A 24480-nucleotide genomic window follows, 5' to 3' on the forward strand; every position below is an offset into this window, starting at 1 on the left:
AACGGCTCTGATAGCCCGACCATGGAGTTCCACGAGGCCGCGAACTTCCTCTTCGAGTTGCGCCGGTTCGCCCCACGACCCGGTACTGATGCCACGCAGGACCTGCTCTCGTCGCTCGGTGACCCACAGGAGGGACTTCGCTGCGTCCAGATTGCGGGGTCCAACGGGAAGGGGTCCACCGCGCGGATGGTCGAACGAACGTTGCGGGAAGCCGGCCTCGATGTCGGGCTGTACACCTCGCCGCATCTCGACGACGTGCGCGAGCGGATTCGTATCAACGGCCGGAAACTCTCCGAGGCCGCCCTCGTCGAGTTCGTTGAAGCGATCCGGACGTACGTGACCGAACAGGGCGCGGCCAACGACTCGCCTACCTTCTTCGAGACGATGACCGCGATGGCGCTGTGGGAGTTCGACCGTCAGGACGTAGACGTCGCGGTGCTGGAAGTCGGTATCGGCGGTCGGTACGACGCTACAAGCGTGGTCGACCCAGTCGCCAGCGCTGTCACGTCCGTAACGCTCGAACACACAGACATTCTCGGCGATACTGTCGCGGAAATCGCCCACGACAAGGCCCACGTCGCCCCCGAAGACGCTCCACTGGTGACCGGAACGACCGGCGACGCGCTCGCGGCCGTCCGCGAGGTTGCCGGCGATGTTGTGACTGTCGGAGAGGGCGACGACGACGTGACGGCGACGTATAACGGCCGCGAGGGACTGGAAGGGTCGGTCTCGGTCGACGGTTCCGACTGGAGCGTCGATACCTACCTCCCGCTGCTGGGCGCACACCAGGCGCAGAACGCCGGAATCGCAGCCACGCTGTGCCAGCAAGTCGCGGACATCTCACAGACGGACCTCGAACGGGGCCTGCGAAACGCCCACTGGCCCGGTCGGTTCGAGGTGATGAATGAGTCGCCGCTGGTCGTCCTCGATGGGGCACACAACCCCGGGAGCATCGAGCGCACCGCGGAGACGCTGTCCTCGTTCGACTACGACGACCTCCACGTCGTCATCGGCGCGATGGTCGACAAGGACCACGAGCGTATCGCCGCGGCGCTGCCGAACCCGGACCACGTCGTCGCTTGCCGGCCTAACATCGACCGGGCGGAGTCCCACCGCGTTGTCGCGGCCGCAGTGGAGAACGCGACCGACGCGACGGTCGAGACGCGCAGCGACGTTGCGGGGGCGCTGGATATCGCACTCGACGCCGCGGAAGCAGGCGATGCGGTCCTCGTGGTTGGGTCGCTGTACGCTGTGCGGGAGGCCCGGACCAACTGGTCGCGCTCGCTGGTCCCCAAACAGGTCGACTCGCTGGCCGAGGCCCGCGAGACCATGGAGAGCGCCCACGTTACCGCGGCCGGGACCCAGCGGATGCGAGGCAAGGGCGTCCACCGCGTCCTGCGCACCCGCGTCCAGCCGCGACAGGCCCAGTATCTCAAGGAGGAACTGCTGTCGCTGGGCGGCGAATGTGCGATTTCCGGCCTGAGCGGTCAGGACGAGGAAGCCATCGATGTGGTCATGATGGCGACGATGGCGCAGTACAGACGCCTCGCGGAGAAGTTGGACGGCCAGTCCGACGGGCTCGCGTCGTTCGCCGACGAGCTACGGGCCGCGCTGTCTATCCAGCAGCCCGAGCCGGATACGTCGACAGTGTATCCCTGGGACGACAGCACGGCAGTCATGGGCATCTGCAATATCACGCCGGACTCCTTCCACGACGGCGGCGAGTACAACGCCGTCGAGGACGCTGTCGCCCGCGCCGAGCAAATGGTCGAGGCCGGCGCGGACATTCTCGACATCGGCGGGGAGTCGACCCGACCCGGTGCCGAACCGGTCCCGGTCGAGGAGGAAATTGACCGCGTCGTCCCGGTTATCGAGGCGCTTTCGGAGCTGGACGTCGCCATCTCCGTCGACACGCGGAAGGCCCCCGTCGCGCGGGCGGCACTCGACGCCGGGGCAGACATCCTGAACGACGTGTCCGGGCTGGAAGACCCCGAGATGCGACTCGTCGCCGCCGAGTACGACGTGCCGGTGGTCGTGATGCACTCCATCGAGACGCCGGTCGACCCGGATAGCGACATCCACTACGACGATGTGGTCGAGGACTGTATTGACCAGTTGACCGAGCGTGTCTTGCTCGCCGAAAAGGCCGGACTCGACCGCGACCAGATTATCGTCGACCCGGGCATCGGCTTCGGAAAGTCGGCCACAGAGAGCTTCGAACTACTCGACCGACTGCCAGAGTTCGAGGCGCTTGGCTGCCCTATTCTGGTCGGACACTCTCACAAGTCGCTGTTCAGGCTGGCCGGACAGGAAGCGGGCGACTGTCTGGAGGCGACCATCGCCGGGACGACGCTGGCGGCCGAACGAGGGGCCGATATCGTTCGTGTCCACGACGTCCCGGAGAACGTTGCTGCCGTTCGCGTCGCCGAGGCGGCCCGTGATCCACAGAAGTTCGAGGACTGAGTCGGCCAGCCAAACAGACAGTCGGACAACCGCCAGACTATACCGCCATACCCGGATATTCCCTCCAATTATTTATGTTTCTCAACGATGAGAATTAGGGGCGAACATATAACCCTTATGTCGGTTGACTCCTCGCCATGGCATTTCAGAGCGAAAGTACAAGCTCTCGAAAACGGATCACTAAATCTGATAGGGCTGGCGTCGATGGCGGGACACTGACAGACCGTATCGGACTGGACGCCGGGGAGATACGCTGGCGAAAGGAGTTCACTGGGTTTGACGAGTCGGATGTCGACAATCTCACCGCGATGGCGGACGAGACGAACGCCCGGGCCGAATCTGTCGTCGACGATTTCTACGATCATCTCCAGTCGTACGATGAAACCGTCGAGATCTTCGGGCGGTCCACCAAGTCAGTCGACCAACTCAAGAACACGCAGACGCAGTACCTCCGGGACCTCGTCGCCGGGAGCTACGACAAACAGTACTTCGAGAACCGGGCCCGTATCGGGAAGATTCACGATATGCTCGACCTCGGGCCGAAAATCTATCTCGGGGCCTACAGCATCTATTTCGAGCACTTCTTGCGGACAATTGTCGAGGACCTGCAATCGGGCGACGCTGCCCGGGACGAAGCGCTCGAAGAAATGCAGTCGCGGGCGCTCTCCGTGTTCAAACTCCTCAATCTCGACCAGCAGGTCGCGATGGACACCTACATCGACTCGTACAGCCAGCGGCTCGAATCGGCAATCGATGACCAGCAGGCGCTGATGGAGGAGGTCGAGAGCGGGCTCCAGGAACCTATCGACGAACTGAGCACCTCCGCTGAGGCGGTCGCTCAGACGAACAAGCAGATCACTGCGACAGCCGAGACCCAATCCGAGTCGATGGACGAGGTGGCGGGCGAGGTCGCGGATATGAGCGCGACCATCGAGGAGATTGCGTCGACCGCCGAGGAAGTCGCGAGTACCAGCACGTCAGCTGAACAGAAGGCTGCACGTGGGAACGAAGCCGCACAGCAGGCTGCGGCCATGATGAACGACGTCGACGACGCCGTCGATACGGTTTCGGAAGATATCGCGGGCTTACAGGAGCAGGCCGACGAAATCGATGACATCGTCGAAGTGATAAACGACATCGCGGACCAGACGAACATGCTCGCGCTGAACGCCTCCATCGAAGCCGCACGCGCCGGCGAGGCGGGCGATGGGTTCGCCGTCGTCGCCGACGAAATCAAGACGCTCGCCGGGGATTCACAGGAACACGCGAACCGGATCGAAGACACCGTCACGGAGATTCAGGACGAGACCGTCGACGCCGTCGAGAGCCTCGAAACCGTGACCGAACAGGTGACGGAGGGCATCGATCAGGTCGAGACGGCAGCTGAACGGCTCGAAGAGATTGTTTCGGCGGTCAACGAGGCGTCACAGGGCATTCAGGAGGTCTCTGCGGCGACCGATGACCAGGCGGCGTCGACAGAAGAAGTCGCCAGCATGATCGACGAGCTGTCGAGCGGTATCGACGATATGTCGGCACAGCTCGACGACCTTGCAGCGACGAACGAACGGCAGACAGAGAAGATACAGGACGTGGCCGAGACCGCTCGTCGACTCGACACCGAACGGCGCAACTTCGATTCCCGCTGAGCCACGTAGTGTTGTGGTGCCCGGGTTGTACCCGCTCCCACACCACCCAAAGAGCTATTCCGGACTGTCGAGAGCACCGCGTATGAATCGACGCGACATCGTCCGCGAGGGCTACGACGATATCGCCGCGACCTACGCGACCGAGCGTGACGGTGAGGGTCGCGAGCGCGATCTGGTCGCAAGCCTCGCGGATCGCCTGCCTGCCGAAAGCCGGGTTCTCGATGCCGGCTGTGGCGCCGGAACGCCCGCGATGGACAGTCTCGCAGCCGAGCACACTGTCACCGGACTGGACATCTCTCGCGAGCAGCTACGAACGGCGCGCGAGCGGGTCCCCGGACCGCGGCTCTGTCAGGGGGACCTGGCAGCGCTGCCGTTCCCAGCAGACACGTTCGATGCGGTCGTCTCACTGCACGCGGTCATCCACGTTCCGCGAGCGGAACACGCTGCCGTCTTCGCCGAGTTCGAACGCGTGCTCGAGCCGGGCGGTCGACTCCTGGCCGCGCTGGGCGACGAACAGTGGGCGGGCACCAACGAGAACTGGCTGGGGACCGATACCGAGATGGCCTGGAGCTTCTACGGGCGCAGTCGCAATCGCGAGCTACTGACTGAGGCCGGCTTCTCCGTCACCGGTGTCGAAACCGTCGACGACGAACTCGGTGGGGTGTTCGCGTTTTTCCGGGCGCGAGCGTAGTCCCATCTCTGCTCACTCCGTCTCGGCCGGCGGCTCGACGGCCTCGGCCTCCGTCTCTGTCACGCGGATGCCCTTTGAAGCGAGGTGGCGCATCTGCCGGCGGACGAAGTCCTCTTCAGTCGTCCCTCGCGTCGCGAGAATGACCATCCGGGCGTCGCCGGCGGGGCGCATCGTTCGACCGGCCCGCTGTGCGCCCTGGCGGCGGGACCCGCCAAGCCCGGAGGCGACGATGGCGAGTTCGGCGTCCGGCAGGTCAATACCCTCGTCGCCGACGCGGGAGACGACCAGCGTGGTCAGCTCCCCGCGGCGGAACTCGTCGAACAGCTTCTCTCGGCGGGCGTGTGGCGTCTCACCGCTGATAAATGGTGCGTCGATGGCCTCGCTGATGGCCTCACCCTGATCGAGATACTCGATGAACACCAGCGCCTTCGCGGCGTGGTTCTCGGCCAGCGCGTAGCGAATCTCGTCTACCTTCCCGGTGTTGCTGGCGGCGGCCTGCCGGCGGTCGTGGCCCGACGTGGAACTGTACTCTGACTGTTCGGTCTCGTTGCCCCACGGCACGAGGCGGATTTCGACCTCCGGCTCGGAGACGTACCCCTCGTCGAACAGTTTGCCCCAGTCGGTCCCGATTGGCGGGCCGACGAGCGTGAATATCTCCTCCTCGTCGTCGCTCTCGCGGGTCGGCGTCGCGGTCAGGCCCAGGCGGTGTTTGGTCTGGAGGTCCGCGCTCCGCCGGTGGATGGGCGAGGGGACGTGGTGGACCTCGTCGTAGACGATGAGCCCCCACTTGCGCTGGTCGAACAGTTTCCGGTGGCGGTCCATGCCGGCGGTGCGGTAGGTGGCGATGGTGACCGGGCAGATGGACTTCTCGCCGCCGTGGTACTCGCCGATGTCGTCGTCAGTGAGCGAGGTGTGCCGGACCAGTTCGTCGCGCCACTGGGTCGCGAGTTCGCGTGAGGGGACGAGAATCAGCGTCTCGCCGCCAATAGCGGCCATCGCACCCATCGCGGCGACGGTCTTGCCCGACCCCGGCGGGCCGACGAACACGCCCGAGCCCTGCTCGGTGAACCGCTCCACCCAGTCCTGCTGGTAGTCCCGCAGGCGCAGGCGCAGATCCATCTCGATAGCGTCGCCCGTTTCGAGGTCGCGGTCGTCCCGAACCGGATAGCCCGCCTCGTACAGTGTGCGCTTGATTTCGGCGGTCGCGTCCTCGTTGACCCACGACTCCGAGTCGGAGATGGGGGCTCGGAGGTGGTCGTCGTCGAGTTTCGGCCGGGCGACGTTGCCCATCAGATCGTCGCTTTCGGCTTCGAGCACGACGTAGCCGTCCTCGTGGGTCTTCAGGCGGAACTTCCGGGCGCGCTCCCACTGGCTCGTCACCCACTCTTCGAGGTGTGGCGAGCGTTCGCCCAGCACGTCTCGCATCGTCGCGAGCAGGTCCTCCAGAGACTCGTGGGGTGCAGCCCAGATGTCCTCCTCGCGGAGTTCGTACACGTAGCCGCCCGAGCGGTTGGTGTCCTGCAGTCGGGCGAACTGCGAGAGTTGCGCACGCGTGAACTGGTCGGGGTGTTCGACCACCACTTCACGGCGGTCGGGAAACAGGACGACGCGCTCGCGGTCGGTCACTTCTGCGATGTCCGTCGGATACCATACAGACTCGACTTCGGACACGTCCTGGCGCTCGATGTCGCCGTCGTCGGCGATCCCCTCCAGTGCCGCCCGCGCCTCGTCGGGCGTCAGATCCGTTTTGCGGGAGAGCTCCGTCGCCGTCAGATGTGGGCGGCCGACAGCATCGATGGCGTCGTAGACGGCGTCGAGTTCGAGTTCCGTGGTGGCATCCGAGTCGTCGTCTCGGTCAGCTGGCTCCTCGACTGTCACTACCGAGTGGAGGGGACCGACGCTCAAACGGGTTTCGTCTGGACAATCCCTGACGCGGCTGCGAATACATACCTTAATATAGCGCCACCTAGACGTGCCGGCATGGTTGAGGGAATCGCGGCTGGACCGTGGTCTATCGTCCCTGCGCTCGTCGCCATCGGTCTCGCCTGGTACACCCGTGACGCCCTTATCGGGCTGTTCGTGGGCATCGTCATCACAGGCGTGCTGGTCGGCGCATTACACCCCCAGGCTGTCGGGGTCCCGTCGGACCTGATCACTGCCGGCGGTGAGGTGGCCACCGTCCAGCCACAGGCCGAGGACGGGAGTCCCTGGACAGTCGGCGTCGGTGGCATCGTACTCGGAGCGATCTTCGGGCTGAAGCTCGTGCCGGAAATCATCGCCACGGCCCCGCTGTTCGGGGAATGGTACGTGAAGAACGTCCTCCTCGCCATCTTCGCCATCGGCGGGCTGATCGGACTGATGATTCGAGCTGGGGCGATACAGGGCGTGCTGGAGTCGCTGGTGGCGCGGGCCGACTCCGCCGCAGACGCCGAGAAGGCCGCTTTCCTGGCCGGTATCGCCATCCATATCGACGACTACTTCAACTGCCTCGTGGTCGGCTCGATGATGCGGCCGCTGACCGACAAGTTCGACGTTTCGCGGGCTAAACTGGCCTACTACGTCGACTCAGCGGGGTCGCCAGCGTCACGGCTCGCGTTCTACTCGACGTGGGGCGCGGCGATGGTCGGCTTCATCGGTGGCGGTCTCGTCGAGGCACAGCAGCAGGGAACGCTCCCGTCGGGCATGACCAACTTCGTCAACACCGGCGGCGAGCAGGTCACTGCGGCGACCGGGGCTGTCTGGCCGCTGTTTTTCAACACGCTGTTTACCGGCTTCTACTCGTGGATTGCGCTCGGCCTCGCTGGCCTTGTCGCGTGGCAGGTCGTGCCAAACATCTACGGGATGGGGACCGAAGAGACCCGGGCGAGAAGCGAAGGGAAGGTCGTCGGAGACGACGCAGACCCGATGATCTCCGCAGAGATGGACGAATACGAGGTGTCCGAAACCGCCACACCGGACTGGCGGAACTTCGCCTGGCCGATCCTCACGATGATTGTCGTCGGCCTCGGCGCGATGTTCTGGCGAGCCAGCCCCGTCATCTACGTCAAGGGGAAGGAAGGGATGGGGACCACACTGCTCCAGCTCGGCAGTTGGCAGCTAATCACGCCGCCGAGCGGGCCGTGGGCGTTCAACATCGGCGGCGTCCAGCTCGGTCTGGCCTCGTTCTCCGCGCTCATCGTCGCCTTCCTGCTGTATCGCTGGAAGGGCGACATCCCGTCCAACGACGACGCGACCGATGCGATGATGGTCGGCTTCAAAGGCATCCTCCTCGCGGCTGTCATCCTGATGTTCGCCAGTTCCATCCAGAACGCGGTGACGATACTGGGCATCTCGTCGTTCGTGACGAACGTCTTCGGCGGCGTGCCTGCGTTTGTCATTCCGGTCGGTGTCTTCCTCGTAACCTCGTTTGTCAGCTTCTCAGACGGGTCGTCGTGGTCGACCTACGGGATCATGTTCCCCATCGCCATCCCGCTGGCGTTCTCGACGGGTGCGAACCTCCCGCTCGTCCTCGGCGCGGTGTTCAGCGGCGGCATCTTCGGCGACCATACCTCACCCATCAGCGACACGACCGTGCTGGCGTCGTCGACGAGCGGAAGCGACCACATGGTTCACGTCAGAAGTCAAGCACCCTATGCCCTCATCGCGGCTGGTATCGCGGCCGTGTTGTTCCTCGTGTTCGGGCTGGTGCTTCCCGAAGGGTTCCGCGTCATCCCGTACTGACTGGCGGCAATTTGTCCACGTCGCCAGCGCGTCTGAGCGACGTTCCGATTAGAAAAGACCGGTATCTTCGATTTGCTTCTCGTAGAGGTCCTCATACTCTGCTCGGACCTGCGCGTGGTCGAATTCGGCACAGGATTCGTCGACCGTCCGGCGCTCGAATCCGGCTGATTCAGCGATTTTGTCGGCGATTTCCTGCGGGTTCGTCACTCGGAACGCACGGTTGCGCTGCTCGATGAGTTCGTGGGCTGATGACTCAGCCTGGTACTCCACGATGCCGATACAGCCACAGGCCATCGCCCAGAGGAGGTCGGTAGCGAAACACTCGCGAAACGCCGTCTGGACGAACACGTGCGCGCCCTTGTAAATCGAGACGCGCTCCTCTACGTCGCACGCACCGACGAAGGTCACGCGGTCGTCGATGCGGAGGTCGGCGGCCTCCTGTTCGTAGTACGCTCGCTCGGGGCCGTCGCCGATGATCGTCGCCGACCAGCCCTTCTGTCTGAGTTCCGCCAGCCCGAGCAGCAGCGACTCGACGTTCGCGCTGCCGTCCAGTCGGTGGGCGTACACCACGTCGATCTCCTCGCCGGCATCGGTCTCTCTAACGAGGTCCATGTCGATGCTCTGTGGGAGAATCGTGGTCTGGTCCGCCGTCGCTCCCCGCTCGCGGACTCGCGTGCGGACGAGTTCGGACGGTGTGACGAGGCAATCCGACGCGCGGAGCGCGAGGTCGGCCCGGCGGCTCTCGGGCACGTCCTCGTCCCCATACCACTCCGTGAGAAGCGGCGCGCGAGACAGCGTTGCACCGGCCTTGGCCGCGAGTGCGACCGACGACGGCGTCGGGTGGACGTGGACGACATCTGGACGGAACCGGGCGAGCATGACCGGCAGGCGGACACAGAAGGAGGGGGTGGTCGGCGAGACGGTGACGGCACGGTAGGTGACGCCGTCGCGCTCGCGCTGATTATCGAATCCCGACCACCACTGCGAACAGAACACTGTCACGTCGTGGCCGGCAGCGGCGAGTTCGGTAGCCACCCGCTCTAGCCGGGTCCGGCCCACTGTGTCCCGGTACTGACTCGTCTCCATGGCGACGACCGCGACACGCATACAGGAGCGACAACGTGGCCGCTCAAAAATCCACCCGTTCGCGGTTGACGACGACAGATGGCGGATTAGCCGTCGGAACTGTCGTTCGACTGGATGTTTATTACAGCGACTCTGCAACGTGTCAGTGTATGAGCGATGATGACGACCTCGAAGCGGAAGTACGGGACCTCCGCGCCGAGGTCGATGCCCTCCAGACACGCATCACCGCCCTGGAATCGAAACTGGACACCGACCCGCCTCCGTCTGTCGGGGACGAAACTGCAACCACTGAAGCGGACACAGCGGCTCCCGGATCGGAGCCCACAGAAAATTCGGGGACAGCGCCAGAGACCGGCGAGACAGCCGTCAGCGACGCGCCTGTCGACGAGCGGAACTGGGAGCGCGACATCGGGATGAAGTGGCTCGGCGGGGTCGGCGGGCTCGCGCTGGTGGTCGGCGTTGTCTTCTTCATTCGTCTGGCCATCGAAGCGGGCTACCTCGGCCCGCTCGGGCGTGTGCTCACCGGCACAGCAGGCGGGCTCATACTGCTCGCAGGCGGTCGATACGCCGCCGAGCGGCAGGGCTACGGCCGATGGGGTCGGCTCGTCGCGGGGACCGGCCTCGCCATCGCGTATTTCAGCGTCTACGCGGCCTACGGTTTCGAGTCGTATCGAGCCGCCATCGGAGCGCCGCTGTGGGTGGTTCTGCTGGTTCTGACAGCTCTCGTGGCCGCCACAGCGGTTGTCTCGGTGCGGGACCACGCACCGGCTGTCGCCGGTGAGGCGTTCCTGCTGGGATACGTCACGGCCTACGTCGGACTCGACGCCGCGTCCTTCGTCGTCTCGCCGGCCTACGTCGTGCTTCTCACGGCCGGGCTGGTGACCATCGCCGTCGTCCGGCCGTGGAGCCGGCTCGTCCTCGGCAGCGTCCTCCCGGCCTACGTGCTCCACCTCGCGTGGCTGGAGCGGCTGGAGCCGCCAGAGGCAGTCGCCACCGCTGTTCTCGTCGCGACGTTCGCCGTCTACGCCGCTGGTGTGTACGTGCTCCGTGCGAGCGACCGAACGGACCGATGGCACCGCCGACTGGTGGAGGCGACGACCGGGCTCAACGCCGTGTTCGTCGTAATCCTGCTGGAAGACGTCGTTCGTCGACTCATTCCGACAGCGCCAGATGGGGTGGCTGTCGGCGCAGTCGGACTCGCCCTCGGCGGCGTCTACGCCGTCACGGAGTCACGCCTCGGACAGCAAGACAGCGTGGCTGGGGTGCTGGCCGTCGTGCTACTCGCCGTCAGCGTCGTCCTCGCGGCCGACCCGTTCCTCGCGACCGCCGGGCTTCTCGGCCTGCTCTGTGGAGCGCTGACAGTCGGGTCCCGCCGCGACGCGAGAGCGGTTCGGCTCGGCGGGCACCTCGTCGCCGTCGGGACCGTCGCCAAACTGCTCGCCGTGGACGCGACCGAATTACCGCCGTTCTCGCTCGCGGACCCGCTGGCGACCGCGATGGGGCGACCAGCCGCATACCTGCTGGGAATCGCGGTCTTCTACGCGCTCGGTCGGTGGTTCGGCGGCGTATCGGCGACGGTGCCAAGCACTGACCGCGAACTCTCGGTGGCTGCGCCGTACGCCTGGACGGCGACCGGGCTCGCGGTGGTGCTTCTGGGACTGGAGCTTTCGGGGGCGGGGCTGTCGGTTGCGTGGGCCGTCCTGGGGCTCGCGTTCGTCGGGGTTGGCCTCGCGCTGGACGACCGCAGTCGTCGGCTCCGGGGCGTCGTCGTCCTCGGCCTGGTGACGACCAAGGTGTTCCTCTACGACACGCAGGGGCTCGATACGCTCGCCCGGACCCTCTCGTTCCTCGTACTGGGTGGCATCCTCCTCGTCGCCTCGTACGCGTACGCCCGCTGGCAGGGTGAGGAGCCACTCAAGCGACTCTCTGGATAACAGCCGCCGCGTTCAGCTGAATCAGACCACGGCCGCCACAAAGGGTTTTGCCGGTCGCTACCCTCCCTCCCGGTGTGACCGCGTACGACCTCTCTCGCTATCTGAACGTCCGGAGCGCCTACGGCAGTTCGTTCGCGCCGGACGGAACGCTCGCCTTCCTGATGAACACGACCGGCGTCGCCCAGCTCTGGTCGCTGTCGGAGCCCCGCGGCTGGCCCGAACAGTTGACGTTCTACGACGACACCGTGAGCTTCGTCGACTACTCGCCCGAGCGCCAGGAACTCGTCTTCGGCATGGACGAGGGCGGCAACGAGCGGGCCCAGCTGTACCGTCTGGACGACGACGGGCGCGTCCACGAACTCACCGGGATGCCCGACGCGAAACACCGCTGGGGCGGCTGGTCGCCGGACGGCGAGCAGTTTGCCTTCGCCTCGAACCGCCGCGACGAGTCCGTCTTCGACATCTACGTCCAGGACCGCGACGCGACCGGCGGCGACGCGGAGCTGGTCTGGGAGGGCGACGGCTGGCTCTCCGTGGGGGGGTTCTCGCCCGACGGCGAGCGACTGTTAGTCAGCGAAGCCCAGTCCAGTTTCGACCAGGACATCTACGTGCTAGACATCGACAGCGAGAGCCTCACGCATCTCACGCCACACGAGGGGACGATCCGCTACACGAGCGCGTCGTGGGGACCAGACGGCGAGGCGGTGTATCTCGTCACCGATGCCGAGAGCGACACGCTCGAACTCGCCCGCCTCTCGCTTGAGGGTGACCTCGACATCGTGCGCTCGGACGACCAGTGGAACATCGACGGCGTCGCACTGGACAAAGACAGCGGTCGCCTCGTGTACTCACGCAACGTCGACGGCTTCAACCAACTCACCGTCGGCGAACTGACGGGGCCGACCACGGTCGAGACGTTCCCGACGCCGGACCTGCCGGGCGGGCTGGCCGGCGGCGTCTCCTGGGGACCCGATGCCGAACGGTTCGCCGTCAGCGTCACCGGGCGGACGGTCAACACTAACGTGTTCGTCGTGGAGGCCGAGACCGGCGAGAGCGAGCAGTGGACGGCCGCCTCGACGGCCGGCATCCCGCGTGAGACGTTCATCGAGCCAGACGTCGTCCGGTTCGAATCCTTCGACGGGCGAGAGATTCCGGCGCTGTTCTCGCTGCCGGACGGTGCAGCCGGCGGGACCGGGGCTGGCGGAGACACCCCGGTCATTGTCGACATCCACGGCGGCCCGGAGAGCCAGCGCCGCCCGTCGTTCTCGGGCCTGACCCAGTACTTCCTCTCGCGGGGCTACGCCGTCTTCGAGCCCAACGTCCGGGGGTCGACCGGCTACGGGAAGGCCTACACGCACCTCGACGACGTGGAAAAACGGATGGACTCGGTGAAAGACCTGCGGGCCGGCGTCGACTGGCTCCACGACCAGCCGGCCGTCGACCCCGACAAAATTGTGGCGATGGGGGGGTCCTACGGCGGGTTCATGGTGCTTGCGGCGCTGACCGAGTACCCGGACCTCTGGGCGGCCGGCGTCGACGTGGTCGGCATCGCCAACTTCGTGACGTTTCTGGAGAACACCGGCGACTGGCGGCGGGAACTCCGTGAGGCCGAATACGGGTCTCTCGAGACGGATCGGGAGTTCCTCGAATCCATCTCGCCGATCAACAACGTCGACCGCATCGACGCGCCCCTGTTCGTCCTCCATGGGGCAAACGACCCGCGCGTCCCGGTCAGCGAGGCCGAACAGATCGCCGAGCAGGCCGCCGAGCGGGGCGTTCCCGTGGAGAAACTCGTCTTCGACGACGAAGGCCACGGCATCAGCAAACGCCAGAACCGAATCGAAGCGTACACCGCCGTCGTCGAATTCCTCGACGACCACGTCTGAGCGTTACGACAGAAACCCGGCGACGGCGACGGCACGGCGTTTTTAAAAGGGCGTTTCAAGCGACGAAAACGTTCAGGCGGCTTTATGATGCTGCCGAAGCAGCGTTTCGTATGGAGATAGCCGAGCGCTCGCGAGCGCGGGTCCGAGAGCGCCTCGCCCGCCTCGAACAGGAGTTCGGCTCGACACCGGTGGACCAGACCACCTTTTCGGTGGGTGGGGAAGCGTACCAGCGTGCTGTCGAGCGCTCACGAGAGGGGCAGGTGGACGTCCACGCGTTCGTCCACAACGAGTCGGGTGACGTGTTGCTGAGGGACACTGACGGATCCTGGGAAGTCCCCAAGGGCCAGACACAGGGGGCCGAGCGGCCGGCGGCAGCGGTCAGGCGGGTCGTCACCGAAACCGCCGGCGTCGAGTGTACGGTTCGGGACGCGGTTCGGGCGACCATCTGCGGCGTGCGAAACGAGTCGGACTCGAACGCCGAGACGGTGTACCGACTCAGTATCGTGTTCGACGCCGAAATCAACGGTGCTGCGCTCAACGACGGCGATGGTACCGAGGCGGTCGACGAGACAGAAGCGTCGATTCGATGGGACGACGCCAGCGACGTCGCGGTCGCAGAACTGGTTTAGATAACGCCGGTGACCGTCGCCGCTTCTATCGCCGCTTCTTCGCTCATCCCGTCGCCGAGCACCGTGTAGCGGTCGCGTATCTGGTGGGCCGTCGTCAGCGCCTCGATGACCGTCTCGTCGTCGATGCCGAGTTCGTCCGCGGTCGTCGGCGCGCCGATGGCGGCCAGGGCGTCCCTGGCGTCTTTCCACTTCCCCTTCTGGCCGCTGTGGAGGTACTCGGTCATGATGGAGCCGACGCCGACCTGGTGGCCGTGGAGCGCACCGTCGGGGACGAGCCGGTCCAGCTGGTGGGAAAACAGGTGCTCTGCGCCGCTGGCCGGGCGCGAGGAGCCGGCGATGGACATGGCAACGCCGGAGGAGACGAGCGCCTTCACGACAATCCAGGACGACTCCTCCAGGCCCTTTTTTATCGAATCGGCGCTCTCGACGAGCATCTCGGCGGTCATCTGTGAGAGCGCGCCGGCGTACTCGGAGTAGGGGACGTTCTTGAGCCGGTGGGCGAGCTGCCAGTCCCGGACGGCGGTGTAGTTCGAGATGATATCGGCACAGCCGGCGGTGGTCAGCCGCCAGGGGGCCTCCGCCAGCACCTCGGTGTCGGCGATGACGGCCAGCGGTGGCTCGGCAGCGACGCTGTGGCGCGTATCGCCCTCGGGGACCGAGCCGCGCCCGGAGACGATGCCGTCGTGGCTCGCGGCCGTCGGCACCGAGACGAAGCCCAGGCCCAGGTCGTCGGCCGCCATCTTCGTGATGTCGATGGCTTTCCCGCCGCCGACGCCCAGCAGGAAGCCCGCGTCTATCTCGGCGGCGTGGTCGATGACCCGCTGGACGGCGTCGAAACTGGCCTCCTCAATAACGACTTCCGAGGGGTCGTACCCCGCGTCCTCGAACTGTTCGACGACCCGCTTGCCAGCGACCTCGTGTGGCGTCGGACTGGAGACGACGAGCGGCCGACCGGTCAGGTGAAGCTCGCTCACGGCCTCGATTGTCCGGCCGAGGACACCATGCCCAACCACGACGTTTCGGGGCAGGCGAATCCAGGTACGTTTCTCGAACATGGTTGCCTGTCCCCGGGCACGCGTGAAAACAGTTTAGGTGCGTGGGATGTTCCGGCAAACGTTTTGACAACTATCACACACCAGCTTTCCGAAAACGATTATTAAGGTCGGGGTTTGGGTAGGGTTGTCATGGGAGTGGCACGACTGACGACGGCATGCGGGCGTCTCGACGGACATTTCTGAAGGCGACCGGGGTAGCCGGCGCGGCGGCCGCGACCGGCGCGGGTGTTGGCACCGCCGCGGCGCAACCGGACATCGGGTCGCTCGTCGACGACCTCACGCTGGGACAGAAGGCGGGCCAGATGACGCAGGTGGCGATTAGCTCCTTCGAGGCCTTCGACGCGCTGAAACGCGAACTCGACACGCTCGAAACGGCAGTCCAGACCCGGTACGAGGACGGCTCGCCCGGCGACCACTCTTTCGAGGTCAGCAAGTCCAGACCAACCATCATCAAGCGCCTGAAACGGCACATCGAGGCCGCCGACTGCGAGGTCGTGCTCCAGGTCCCGGCCGACCTGCTCCCCGACATCCGCGACACGCTCCGCCGTGCCCGCGAGCGTGGCATCCTCGTGCTCCTGACCCTGTCGGGCGACGATACCCAGCTGGGACCACGACGAGACGAACGCGATAACGTTCACACAGGAGGCCGTCGCGGCGGTGCTCGTCGGGTCCTACCTGGGCAACTACTGGCCCATCGGCGAGGAGGTGCTGGTCTCGCGGCCCCCCTCGCTCCCGGCCCGGTACGACATGTTCCGCCCCGTCGTGTTCGCGACCACGCTCGCGCTCCGGGCCGGCGACGCTCTCGTCGCCGACCTCTACGCCCGGGCGACGGGGTCCGACGCCGATTTCAGGGTGATAACCGGCTTGATCGTCGATGTCCGGCAGAACCTCGCCGAGCCGCACGACAGCGACTTCGGCTTCGAGAACTCGCTGGTCGTCGACACCGGGCGCGAACGCATCACCGTCGGCGGCTACGGCGCGTTCCTGGAGGACTACGAGGTCAAGCACACGACGGCTGCGTCGAGCGTAGCGGTCACTCGGTCAGACGGTCGATGAGCGCAGTCTCCGTGTCCCGGTCAGGGCCGAACTCGCGGCCGGTTCGGTCGTTCTCCCGATGTTCAGCGACGGTCACGGCCAGTGCCGTCTCATGCGGCGTCGACGACCAGCCTATGTCGCGGAGCTTGGCCGTCGATAGCAGATGCGGCGAATCGCGGTACATAGGGAAGTCGTCTGGCTCTAGCCCCGCGGTCGCGAGTTCACGCTCGCCGACGCCGATTGTCTCAACGTCCGTCTCGTGTACGCCGGCGAGCAGGTCGACCCACTCACGGAGCGTCGGCGCGTGCTCGTCGCCGACGTTGTACGCCTCGCCGGCCGTCCCTCGTTCCGCGACGAGGCGGAGCGCACTTGCCACGTCCTCGACGTAGGCCATCTGCCAGAGACTGAGCCCGTCGCTCGGGACGACGATTCGGTCGTACTCGGCCACGCGGTCCACCCAGTAGGCGAACCGTTCGGTGTAGTCGTGGGGGCCGTACACCACGGTCGGCCGGACGCTCATCGCCCGCACGCCGTCGGCCGCGGCGGCGAATACCTCGCGGTCACCCTCGGCTTTCCGCGGGCCGTAAGTCTCGCGGCTGTCGGTCGTCGCCTGCGCGTCGGTACAGCCCGCGAGCGGCGTCTCGCCCTCCCGCTTGGGCGTCCGCTCGACGCCGTAGGCCGCGCCGCTGGAGACGTAGACGTACGCCTCGGCGTCGGCGAACACGTCGGTCGCTTCTCGCACGTCGCGCGGGAAGTACGCCACGCAGTCGACGACAGCGTCCGGGTCGACCCGCTCGCGTGCGGTTTCAAGTCTCTCCCGGTCGTTTCGGTCGCCCTCGATGTGGGCGACGTCGGTGTCAGCGAACGGGTTCGGGTGCTGGCCGCGGGTGAGCATCGTCACGTCGTAGCCTGCGTTTCGGAACTCTGTGACTGTGTGCCGGCCGATGAACCGCCCACCGCCGATGACGAGGACACTGTCCATACACCGTGCTCGGACGGAATCCGCAAAACAGTGTGGCTCACCGTGGGCGTCTGCCGCGGGTCCGACAGTTGACGCCAAGTGTTTGGCTGGAGATACATCACGACCGATGCCCCGCTGAAGAACAGGGCGGGAGGGGCGGCCATGTATGGTTCAGGACGACATCTCGTAGCGCTCCTGTTGCGGATATTTTTGTATACACAGACAGTAGCAGGCCCAGTGACAGATCAGTCCCGTGCTGTCTCTTCGGTGATTTCGGTTATCCTCCTCGTGGCGGTCACTGTCGTTCTCACAGCAGTGCTGTCAGCGGCGACGCTTGGCCTCGCAGAGAAGTTGGATGACACAGCGCCCGTGGTCGGCCAATCCGACGGTGCGTTTACCCCACAGGATGGGTTCGGCGGAGGCATCGTCCGTATCACACACGTTGCCGGGGATGTCATTCGTGTCTCGGAGATTGAAGTGGCTGTCAGTGCTGACTGTGGCGGCGACGGAACTGAAAAGCACGGGCGGTTAGTCAATCTCCCAGCGAAATCCGGCGATCGGCCACAGGGTGACAATATCGAGGGCGACGATATCTTCGACGAGAGCACTGGCTCGCTCACGGAACGCGGTGCCGATACTACCGGGGCACTGGTCACAGATGAGTTCCGCCCCGGAGACGTGATCGTTTTCCGGATCGCAGGCGGGGACTGTGACTTGCGGCCGGGCGACACAGTGACCGTCCGAGTTGTGCACACCCCATCAAACGCGGTTATTATTCGACAGCAGTTAACGGCCTGATTCGGCAGGGACTCTGCACGGCCTGTCCCGATATCGCTACCATGCTGTGCACGGATGGTCGTCCTCTACGACAGGTGACACAGCGAAATAAAATACGAAACGAGGCGTACCCTCGCGTCTGCAGTCAGTTGCCGCCCGTCGCGTTCGTCACGTTTGTCGAGAACCCAGTATCGGCACTGGAAGTGTTTCCACCGCTGTGCCTGCCAGTCTGCAGGATGATCGGTGTCCCTTCGTCGTCAGTCGCCAGAATGACCTTATCCGAGTCGTCGATGCTCTGGACGTACTGCTGTTTCAGCACGACCGGATTGTCCCGCAGCGCCTCACCGCGGATTTCGATGACCCGGGCGTCGGCTTCGGCCCGAATCTCCTGTCGTTCCTTTTCGCGTTCGGCCTGTTGAATCTCGAATTTCTTCTCTTCGACGCGTTGCTTTGCAATTTCTTTGTCGTTGAGCGCCTGATCGTACGAGTCCGGGAGGTCGACGTCACGGACCTGCACCTCTTCGAGGACGAGCGCTTCGCCCTCGAACGCAGATTTAAGTTTCTGCTGTGCTGCCTCGCCAAGCCGCTCGCGGCCGCTGCTGGTGTATATCTCACTTGTCTGGATACCGGCAGCCTCGTCGCGGAGTTGCGACCGGACGGACGGTCGGATAAGTCGTTCTTCTGCCTGTTCGACGGTCCGCCACTGAATAACGAACCCTGACGCGTCTGCTTCGTCCACCTTGTACCGGACAGTGATGTCGATATCGACCGTCGTTCCGTTGATCGTCTGGACCGTCACGGCGTCGGATTGTGCCGCTCTGTCGCCTTCGCCCTCGGTGTTGGCCATGGTGTAGGTCCGTGGCCGGATCTCCACGTCCTGGACGGTGTCCTTGACAGGCACAATAATGTGTGCGCCCGGCTGGAGTTCAGCGCCGGTTACCGCACCGAACGATTTCTGGACGCCGACGTGGCCTTCGGGAACCTGGTGATAGCCGCCAAACAGCGCCGTTACGACGGCGAGGGCGACAACGACACTGGCGGCGATGCGGAGGCCGCGGCCGACGTCGACGTCGATGTCCGACCCGGAATCGGGATCGGGACCGGGGATGTCACTCATGCTGTGCTCCGATGTGATACGGCGGGTGGTTGTACGGGGACCATGTCCAGCACTTTGGCCCGACAGCTATAGAGCCAGCGGTTGCGTGCCACGGCCTCACATCGCGGCTGCTGGAGCTCCTTCGAAGCGCGATCACAAGAAAAGTAGCGATGGCGACTGCGTGGACGAAAGTGCCGACCGGCGGCGCTTCAGTCGTCGGTGGAGGCGATGAAGTCAGCCTCAGCGGCTTCAGCGCTCGGCGCGGCCTTGGCCGGCGGTTCGTTGCGCACGTCGTCTCGCTCACGGTCGCTGATGACCTCGGCGTAGGCGTCGGGCATCACCTTCGTGAAGTTCTCCAGTTCGGCGTCCCAGTCCTCAAGCAGTTCCGCCGCTCGGTCTGAGTCGGTGTAGGCGGCGTGGTTTTCGACGAGTCGGGTAATCATCTGGCGGTCCTTACCCTCCAGCGTGTCGGACAGGGACACCATACCGGTGTTTGCCTTCGTTTCGAACTCGCCGTTGGGGTCGTAAACGTAGGCGACGCCGCCGGACATGCCGGCCGCGAAGTTCTTGCCCGTCTCGCCCAGCACGACGATGGCACCGCCAGTCATGTACTCACAGCCGTGGTCGCCGACGCCCTCGACGACGCCTTTGACCCCGGAGTTGCGGACGGCGAAGCGCTCGCCGGCCATCCCGTTGACGTAGGCCTCGCCCTGGGTCGCGCCGTACAGCGCGACGTTGCCGATGACGATGTTCTCGGTCGGGTCGAAGGGAGCGTTGTCCGGCGTTTTCAGAACGAGCTTCCCGCCAGAGAGCCCCTTGCCGACGTAGTCGTTGGCCGTGCCGGTCAGTTCCATCGTCACGCCCTGTGCGAGGAACGCGCCGAAGGACTGGCCGGCCGTGCCGTCGAAGTCGACCCGGATGGTGTCGTCCGCGAGGCCGTCGCTTGCGTGCTCGCGGGAGATGCGGTTCGAGAGCGTCGCCCCGACCGCGCGGTCGACGTTGGTGATGTCGGCGTCGATGGCGACCGGGTCGCCCTGGTAGATGGCGTCCTCGGCGGCGTCGATGAGGTCCCAGTCGAGTTGCTCGTCGACCTCGTGGGTCTGCTCGCGTTGCTTGTAGCGGCCGTCGTTGTCGGCCGGCTCTGCGATGACAGACGAGAGGTCGAGCTTCTGGGCCTTCGGCTGGGACACGTCGTCGCGCTGTGCCAGCACGCCCGGCCGACCGATCATCTCGTCGATCGTCTCGAAGCCGAGTTCGGCCATGATCTCCCGGAGTTCCTGGGCCACGAACGTCATGTAGTTGATGACGTGCTGTGGCTCGCCGGGGAACCGCTCGCGGAGGTTCTCGTTCTGGGTGGCGATGCCGACTGGACAGGTGTTCTCGTGGCACTGCCGGGCCATCACGCAGCCGGAGGTGACCATCGAGGCGGTCCCGAAGGTGTACCCCTCGGCACCGAGCAGGGCGGCGACGGCCACGTCGCGGCCGGTCTTCATCCCGCCGTCGGTGGTCACCTTGATGCGCGAGCGCAGGCCGGTGGCCCGGAGCATCTGGTTGGCCTCCGAGACGCCGAGTTCCCACGGGAGGCCGGCGTTCTTGATGGAGGTCTTGGGCGACGCGCCGGTGCCGCCGTCGTGGCCCGAGATGTGGACCACGTCGGCGTTGGCCTTGGCGACGCCGGCCGCGATGGTCCCGATGCCGTCCTCGGAGACCAGTTTGACGTTGATGTCCGCCTCCGGGTTCGAGGCCTTGAGGTCGTGGATGAGCTGTTTCAGGTCTTCGATGGAGTAGATGTCGTGCAGCGGCGGCGGCGAAATAAGGCCGACGCCCGGCGTCGCGTACCGGACGTGGGCGATCATCTCGTTGACCTTCTTGCCGGGCAGGTGACCGCCCTCGCCGGGCTTCGAGCCCTGTGCCATCTTGATCTGGAGTTCGTCGGCCGACGCGAGGTAATCCGAGGTGACGCCGAAGCGACCGGAGGCGACCTGCTTGGTCGTACACTCCTTCTCGGTGTCGAACCGCTCGGGCGGCTCGCCGCCCTCGCCGGTGTTGGCGTTGGCCCCGAGCCGGTTCATGGCGATGGCGTTGTTCTCGTGCATCTCGGGCGACAGCGACCCGAGCGACATCGCCGCGGTCTCGAAGCGCTCGACGATGTCTTCGACCGGTTCCACGTCCTCGATGGGGATGGACTCGCGATCGGAATCGAACTCGAGCAGCCCACGCAGGGTCTGGAGCTCCTCGTTCTGGTCGTTGACCAGCTCGGCGAACTCCTTGTACGTGTCGTAGTCGCCCATCCGGACGGCCTGCTGAATCTTGCCGACCGTGTTGGGGTTCCACTGGTGGTGGATGCCGTTCGAGCGGAACTCGTACTCGCCCTGGCGGGGCATGTCGGGTTCCTCCTCGCTCCAGGCGACCTCGTGGCGCTGGGTGAGGTCGTCCTCAATTTCCTCGATGCCGATGCCCTCGGTCCGGCAGGTCGTCCCCTCGAAGTACTCGGCGACGAAGTCCGAAGAGAGGCCGACGGCCTCGAAGATCTGGGCACCCTGGTAGGACTCGACCGTGGAGATGCCCATCTTGGCCATCGTCTTCAGGAGGCCGTCCTCGACGGCGGTGATGTAGGCGTCGATGGCGTCGGGGAGGTCCGCGCCGTCCGGGCCGGCCACCAGGTCCTCGATGGTCTGGTAGGCTAGGTAGGGGTTGACGGCACCGGCCCCGTAGCCGATGAGCGTCGCAAAGTGGTGGACGGCTCGCGGGTCGCCGGACTCGACGACGAGCCCGACGTGGTTGCGGAGGCCGTTGCGGACGAGGTGGTGGTGGACGCCACCGACTGCCAGCAGGCTCGGTATCGGCACGCGGTCCTCGTCCGCGCCACGGTCGGAGAGCACGAGGACGTCGTGCTCCTTGGCGGCGGCGTCGGCCTCGGCCCGCACGTCCTCGACGGCCTGGCGGAGGTCACCGCCCTTCTCGTAGGTGATGTCGATGACCTTCGTGGACATGCCGTTTTCGTCCAGGTCCTTGATGCACGCCGTCTCCTCGTCGGTGAGGATCGGCGAGTCCAGGACAAGCTGGCGGGCGTGGTCCTGGCTCTCGTCGAGGATGTTTCGCTGATGGCCCAGGCGAGACTCCAGTGAGGTGACGAGTTCCTCGCGGATGTAGTCAAGCGGCGGATTCGTCACCTGGGCGAACAGCTGCTTGAAGTAGGTGAAAAGCGGGCGGTTGAACTGCGACAGCACCGATAGCGGCGTGTCATCGCCCATGGAGCCGACGGGGTCTTTGCCCTTCTCGGCCATCGGCTCGATGAGGTGGTCGACCTCGTCGTAGGTGTAGCCGTACATCGCCTGGTGGCTCCGGAGCGCGTCCGATGGATTCCGGGGCGCGTTGTCCTCGCGGTCGGCCACGTCGTCGATGTCGACCTGCTCCTGGGCGACCCACTCGCCGTACTTGTCGTCGGTGATGTCGTCGAAGACTTCCGCGTCGGGGATGACCCGTCCCTCCTCGGGGTCGGCGAGGAAGCACTGGCCCGGCTGGAGGCGGCCGCGCTCTTGAATCTCGCTGGCGTCGTGTTCTAACGCGCCGGCCTCTGAGGACATCACGAGCGTGTTGTCCTCAAGTACGTCGTAACGGCAGGGGCGGAGGCCGTTCCGGTCTAGCACCGCACCGATACGGTCGCCGTCGGTCGCGGCGACGAGCGCCGGGCCGTCCCATGGCTCGACCAGCGAGGCGTGGTAGTCGTAGAAGTCGCGCCGGTCGCCGGTCACGTCGTTCATCTCGCCGCGCCAGGCTTCGGGGATGAGCATCCGCAGAGCGTGGGGGAGGTCGCGGCCGCCCTGAAGCAGGAGTTCGAGCGCGTTGTCGACGCTCGCGGTGTCTGACTGCTCGGGGTCGTCGATGATGGGCTTGATCTTCTCTAAGTCGCCCTCGAACTCGTCGCTCTGGATGTCAGTCTCCCGAGCGCGCATCCAGTTGATGTTCCCCTGAATCGTGTTGAACTCGCCGTTGTGGATGACGCGCCGATACGGGTGCGCGAGATGCCACGCGCCCAGCGTGTTCGTCGAGAACCGGGCGTGGACCATCGCAAACGTCGACTGCATCCGCTCGTCTTCGAGGTCAGGGTAATAGTCTTCGAGCTGTTCGGCCTTGAGCAGGCCCTTGTAGACGACGACGTCGGTGGCGAGGGAGACGACGTAGAACCGCTCGTGGCCCGCCGGTTTCTCTTCCTCGACAGTGTTTTCGAGCGCCCGGCGGCCGACGTACAGCTGGTTCTCGAAGGCGTCGCCGGTCTTGCCCGTCGCGGAGGTGACGAAGAACTGGACGATGTCCGGCTCGGATTCAAGCGCCGTCGCGCCGAGGTCGCTGTTGTCCGTGGGAACGTCGCGCCAGTCAATGACATCGAGACCCTCAGCGGCGAGTTCCGTCTCAACGAGGTCTTTCAGACTGTCGGCGACTTCGTCGTCCTGCGGGAGAAAGAGCGTGCCAACGGCGTACTCGCCAGCGGGCGGCAGGTCGGCGTCGACTTCGGCAGTGAAAAACTCGTGTGGAATCTGGAGCATGATGCCCGCCCCGTCGCCCGTATCTTGCTCGGCCCCTGTTGTCCCTCGATGTTCGAGGTTGTCGAGGAGTTCGAGTCCGTCCGATACAACCCAGTGGTCGCTGTCGCCGTCGAGGTCCATGACGACCCCGACACCACAGTTCGACCGTTCGTCCGTGGGATCTGCAAGCCCGGCGTCGCCTGCAGAGAGACCTGTCTGTCGCTCAACCATGTGTTTCACGACTGGGGATGCCACTATAAGAGGGTAATCCTAATGGTATTAGTGTTGTTTAACCCCACATTAGGGAGTATATATTCGTCATGATTGTTTGAACTGTATCATCATTTATAAACCGTTGTCCGATGGATGTCGGTTTACACGGTGTTCAACCGAGCACGGGTGCAGATGACTGCTCGATGCCCGAAACGTATGCCGTCATGTCAGTTGTCGTCAACATTCCGACGACACCTTCCGCCTCGTCGACGACCGGGAGATGGTGGACAGTATGGTCCAGCATCAGACTTGCGGCCGCCTCGACGGAGTCGTTTGCTGTTACTGTAATCAGGTCCGTCGTCATGTAGTCAGATACGGCTAGCCCCGTCGTATCGCCGCCCTCCGCGGCGATCTCGACGAAGTCTGTGGAGGTGAGAATCCCCCGCAACTCTCCGTCAGCGTCGACGACAACAACAGAACTGATGCTCTCGTCGAGCATCCGCTTGGCGACCGCTTTCGCGTTCGCATCGGCGGCAACAGTGGTGACAGGCGATGACATAATTCGTCCGACAAACACGTCTTCCATGGCAGCTGATAACATGGGACTTGATATAACCGTGTTGGTTCCGGATATCTGTCGATTCCACCACCTGAGGAATATATAAGGTCCTAATATGCTCGGTCACTGCGATGAATCCGCCGTTCAAGAAGTTGCCAGCTATCTCCGATTGCCCGTGCCGACTGCTCGACCATCACGGGGCT

15 protein-coding genes and 1 pseudogene are annotated in these 24480 nt (G+C 65.0%); 9 read left to right on the forward strand and 7 right to left on the reverse strand.

Features of this window, described 5'->3' with window-relative positions; genetic code table 11:
* Window positions 1–21: 21 nt before the first annotated feature.
* The 3 genes from folP (at window position 22) to DVK00_RS08970 (ending at window position 4800) form a co-directional block, all read left to right on the forward strand.
* Window positions 22–2463: a dihydropteroate synthase gene (gene folP, locus DVK00_RS08960; protein ID WP_121577606.1), complete on the forward strand. Its 2442-nt coding sequence runs from the start codon at window positions 22–24 to the stop codon at window positions 2461–2463.
* A 137-nt stretch (window positions 2464–2600) separates the two neighbouring features.
* Entirely contained in the window at window positions 2601–4109 is a 1509-nt protein-coding gene (locus tag DVK00_RS08965) for a globin-coupled sensor protein (RefSeq protein ID WP_101349590.1), read from the forward strand.
* Between the two features lie 82 nt (window positions 4110–4191).
* A complete protein-coding gene (locus DVK00_RS08970) occupies window positions 4192–4800 on the forward strand; it encodes a class I SAM-dependent methyltransferase (RefSeq protein ID WP_101349589.1) in 609 nt (202 codons plus the stop codon).
* 12 nt (window positions 4801–4812) lie between these two features.
* Here DVK00_RS08970 and DVK00_RS08975 read toward each other — a convergent pair whose 3' ends face one another.
* Window positions 4813–6678 carry a DEAD/DEAH box helicase gene (locus DVK00_RS08975; protein ID WP_121510985.1) on the reverse strand — a complete coding sequence of 622 codons (1866 nt, stop codon included), beginning with the start codon at window positions 6676–6678 and terminating at the stop codon, window positions 4813–4815.
* Between the two features lie 102 nt (window positions 6679–6780).
* Here DVK00_RS08975 and DVK00_RS08980 point away from each other — a divergent pair, with 102 nt between their 5' ends.
* Entirely contained in the window at window positions 6781–8520 is a 1740-nt protein-coding gene (locus DVK00_RS08980; protein ID WP_121510986.1) for a Na+/H+ antiporter NhaC family protein, read from the forward strand.
* A gap of 48 nt (window positions 8521–8568) precedes the next feature.
* On the opposite strand, the gene DVK00_RS08985 is transcribed toward DVK00_RS08980, so the two are convergent.
* The gene (locus DVK00_RS08985; RefSeq protein WP_121536609.1) at window positions 8569–9627 is read right to left on the reverse strand and encodes a glycosyltransferase; all 1059 of its coding nucleotides are present in this window, start codon (window positions 9625–9627) and stop codon (window positions 8569–8571) included.
* A gap of 128 nt (window positions 9628–9755) precedes the next feature.
* Here DVK00_RS08985 and DVK00_RS08990 point away from each other — a divergent pair, with 128 nt between their 5' ends.
* The 3 genes from DVK00_RS08990 to DVK00_RS09000 all read left to right on the forward strand — a co-directional run bounded on the left by DVK00_RS08990 (window position 9756) and on the right by DVK00_RS09000 (window position 14055).
* Window positions 9756–11540, forward strand: a complete 1785-nt coding sequence (locus tag DVK00_RS08990; RefSeq protein WP_121536607.1) for a DUF2339 domain-containing protein — start codon at window positions 9756–9758, stop codon at window positions 11538–11540.
* Between the two features lie 74 nt (window positions 11541–11614).
* Complete coding sequence (locus tag DVK00_RS08995; RefSeq protein ID WP_121577607.1) at window positions 11615–13426, forward strand: S9 family peptidase; 1812 nt, start codon at window positions 11615–11617, stop codon at window positions 13424–13426.
* 110 nt (window positions 13427–13536) lie between these two features.
* Window positions 13537–14055, forward strand: a complete 519-nt coding sequence (locus DVK00_RS09000) for an NUDIX domain-containing protein (RefSeq protein WP_121577608.1) — start codon at window positions 13537–13539, stop codon at window positions 14053–14055.
* On the opposite strand, the gene DVK00_RS09005 is transcribed toward DVK00_RS09000, so the two are convergent.
* The gene (locus DVK00_RS09005; RefSeq protein ID WP_121577609.1) at window positions 14052–15110 is read right to left on the reverse strand and encodes an NAD(P)-dependent glycerol-1-phosphate dehydrogenase; all 1059 of its coding nucleotides are present in this window, start codon (window positions 15108–15110) and stop codon (window positions 14052–14054) included. The genes DVK00_RS09000 and DVK00_RS09005 overlap by 4 nt on opposite strands.
* A gap of 155 nt (window positions 15111–15265) precedes the next feature.
* Here DVK00_RS09005 and DVK00_RS22450 point away from each other — a divergent pair.
* A pseudogene (locus DVK00_RS22450) lies at window positions 15266–16166 on the forward strand (TrmB family transcriptional regulator sugar-binding domain-containing protein).
* On the opposite strand, the gene DVK00_RS09015 reads toward DVK00_RS22450, so the two are convergent.
* Entirely contained in the window at window positions 16144–17127 is a 984-nt protein-coding gene (locus DVK00_RS09015) for an NAD-dependent epimerase/dehydratase family protein (protein WP_101349581.1), read from the reverse strand. The pseudogene DVK00_RS22450 and the gene DVK00_RS09015 sit on opposite strands and share 23 nt — an antisense overlap.
* 216 nt (window positions 17128–17343) lie before the next feature.
* On the opposite strand from DVK00_RS09015, the gene DVK00_RS09020 reads away from it, so the two are divergent.
* Window positions 17344–17904, forward strand: coding sequence for a type IV pilin (locus DVK00_RS09020; protein WP_232794524.1), 561 nt, complete (start codon window positions 17344–17346; stop codon window positions 17902–17904).
* A gap of 124 nt (window positions 17905–18028) precedes the next feature.
* Here the strand turns inward: DVK00_RS09020 and DVK00_RS09025 are convergent, their stop codons facing one another.
* From DVK00_RS09025 to DVK00_RS09035, 3 genes are all read right to left on the reverse strand, one after another.
* On the reverse strand, window positions 18029–19000 hold the full coding sequence (locus tag DVK00_RS09025) for a prohibitin family protein (RefSeq protein WP_101349579.1): 972 nt from the start codon (window positions 18998–19000) through the stop codon (window positions 18029–18031).
* Window positions 19001–19188: 188 nt separating this feature from the next.
* Window positions 19189–23736, reverse strand: coding sequence for a glutamate synthase large subunit (gltB, locus tag DVK00_RS09030; protein WP_101349578.1), 4548 nt, complete (start codon window positions 23734–23736; stop codon window positions 19189–19191).
* 154 nt (window positions 23737–23890) lie between these two features.
* Window positions 23891–24304: a CBS domain-containing protein gene (locus DVK00_RS09035; protein WP_121577610.1), complete on the reverse strand. Its 414-nt coding sequence runs from the start codon at window positions 24302–24304 to the stop codon at window positions 23891–23893.
* Between the last annotated feature and the right edge of the window lie 176 nt (window positions 24305–24480).

This window comes from Haloarcula sp. Atlit-47R (genome assembly GCF_003665985.1).
Classification (GTDB): Archaea; Halobacteriota; Halobacteria; order Halobacteriales; family Haloarculaceae; genus Haloarcula; species Haloarcula taiwanensis.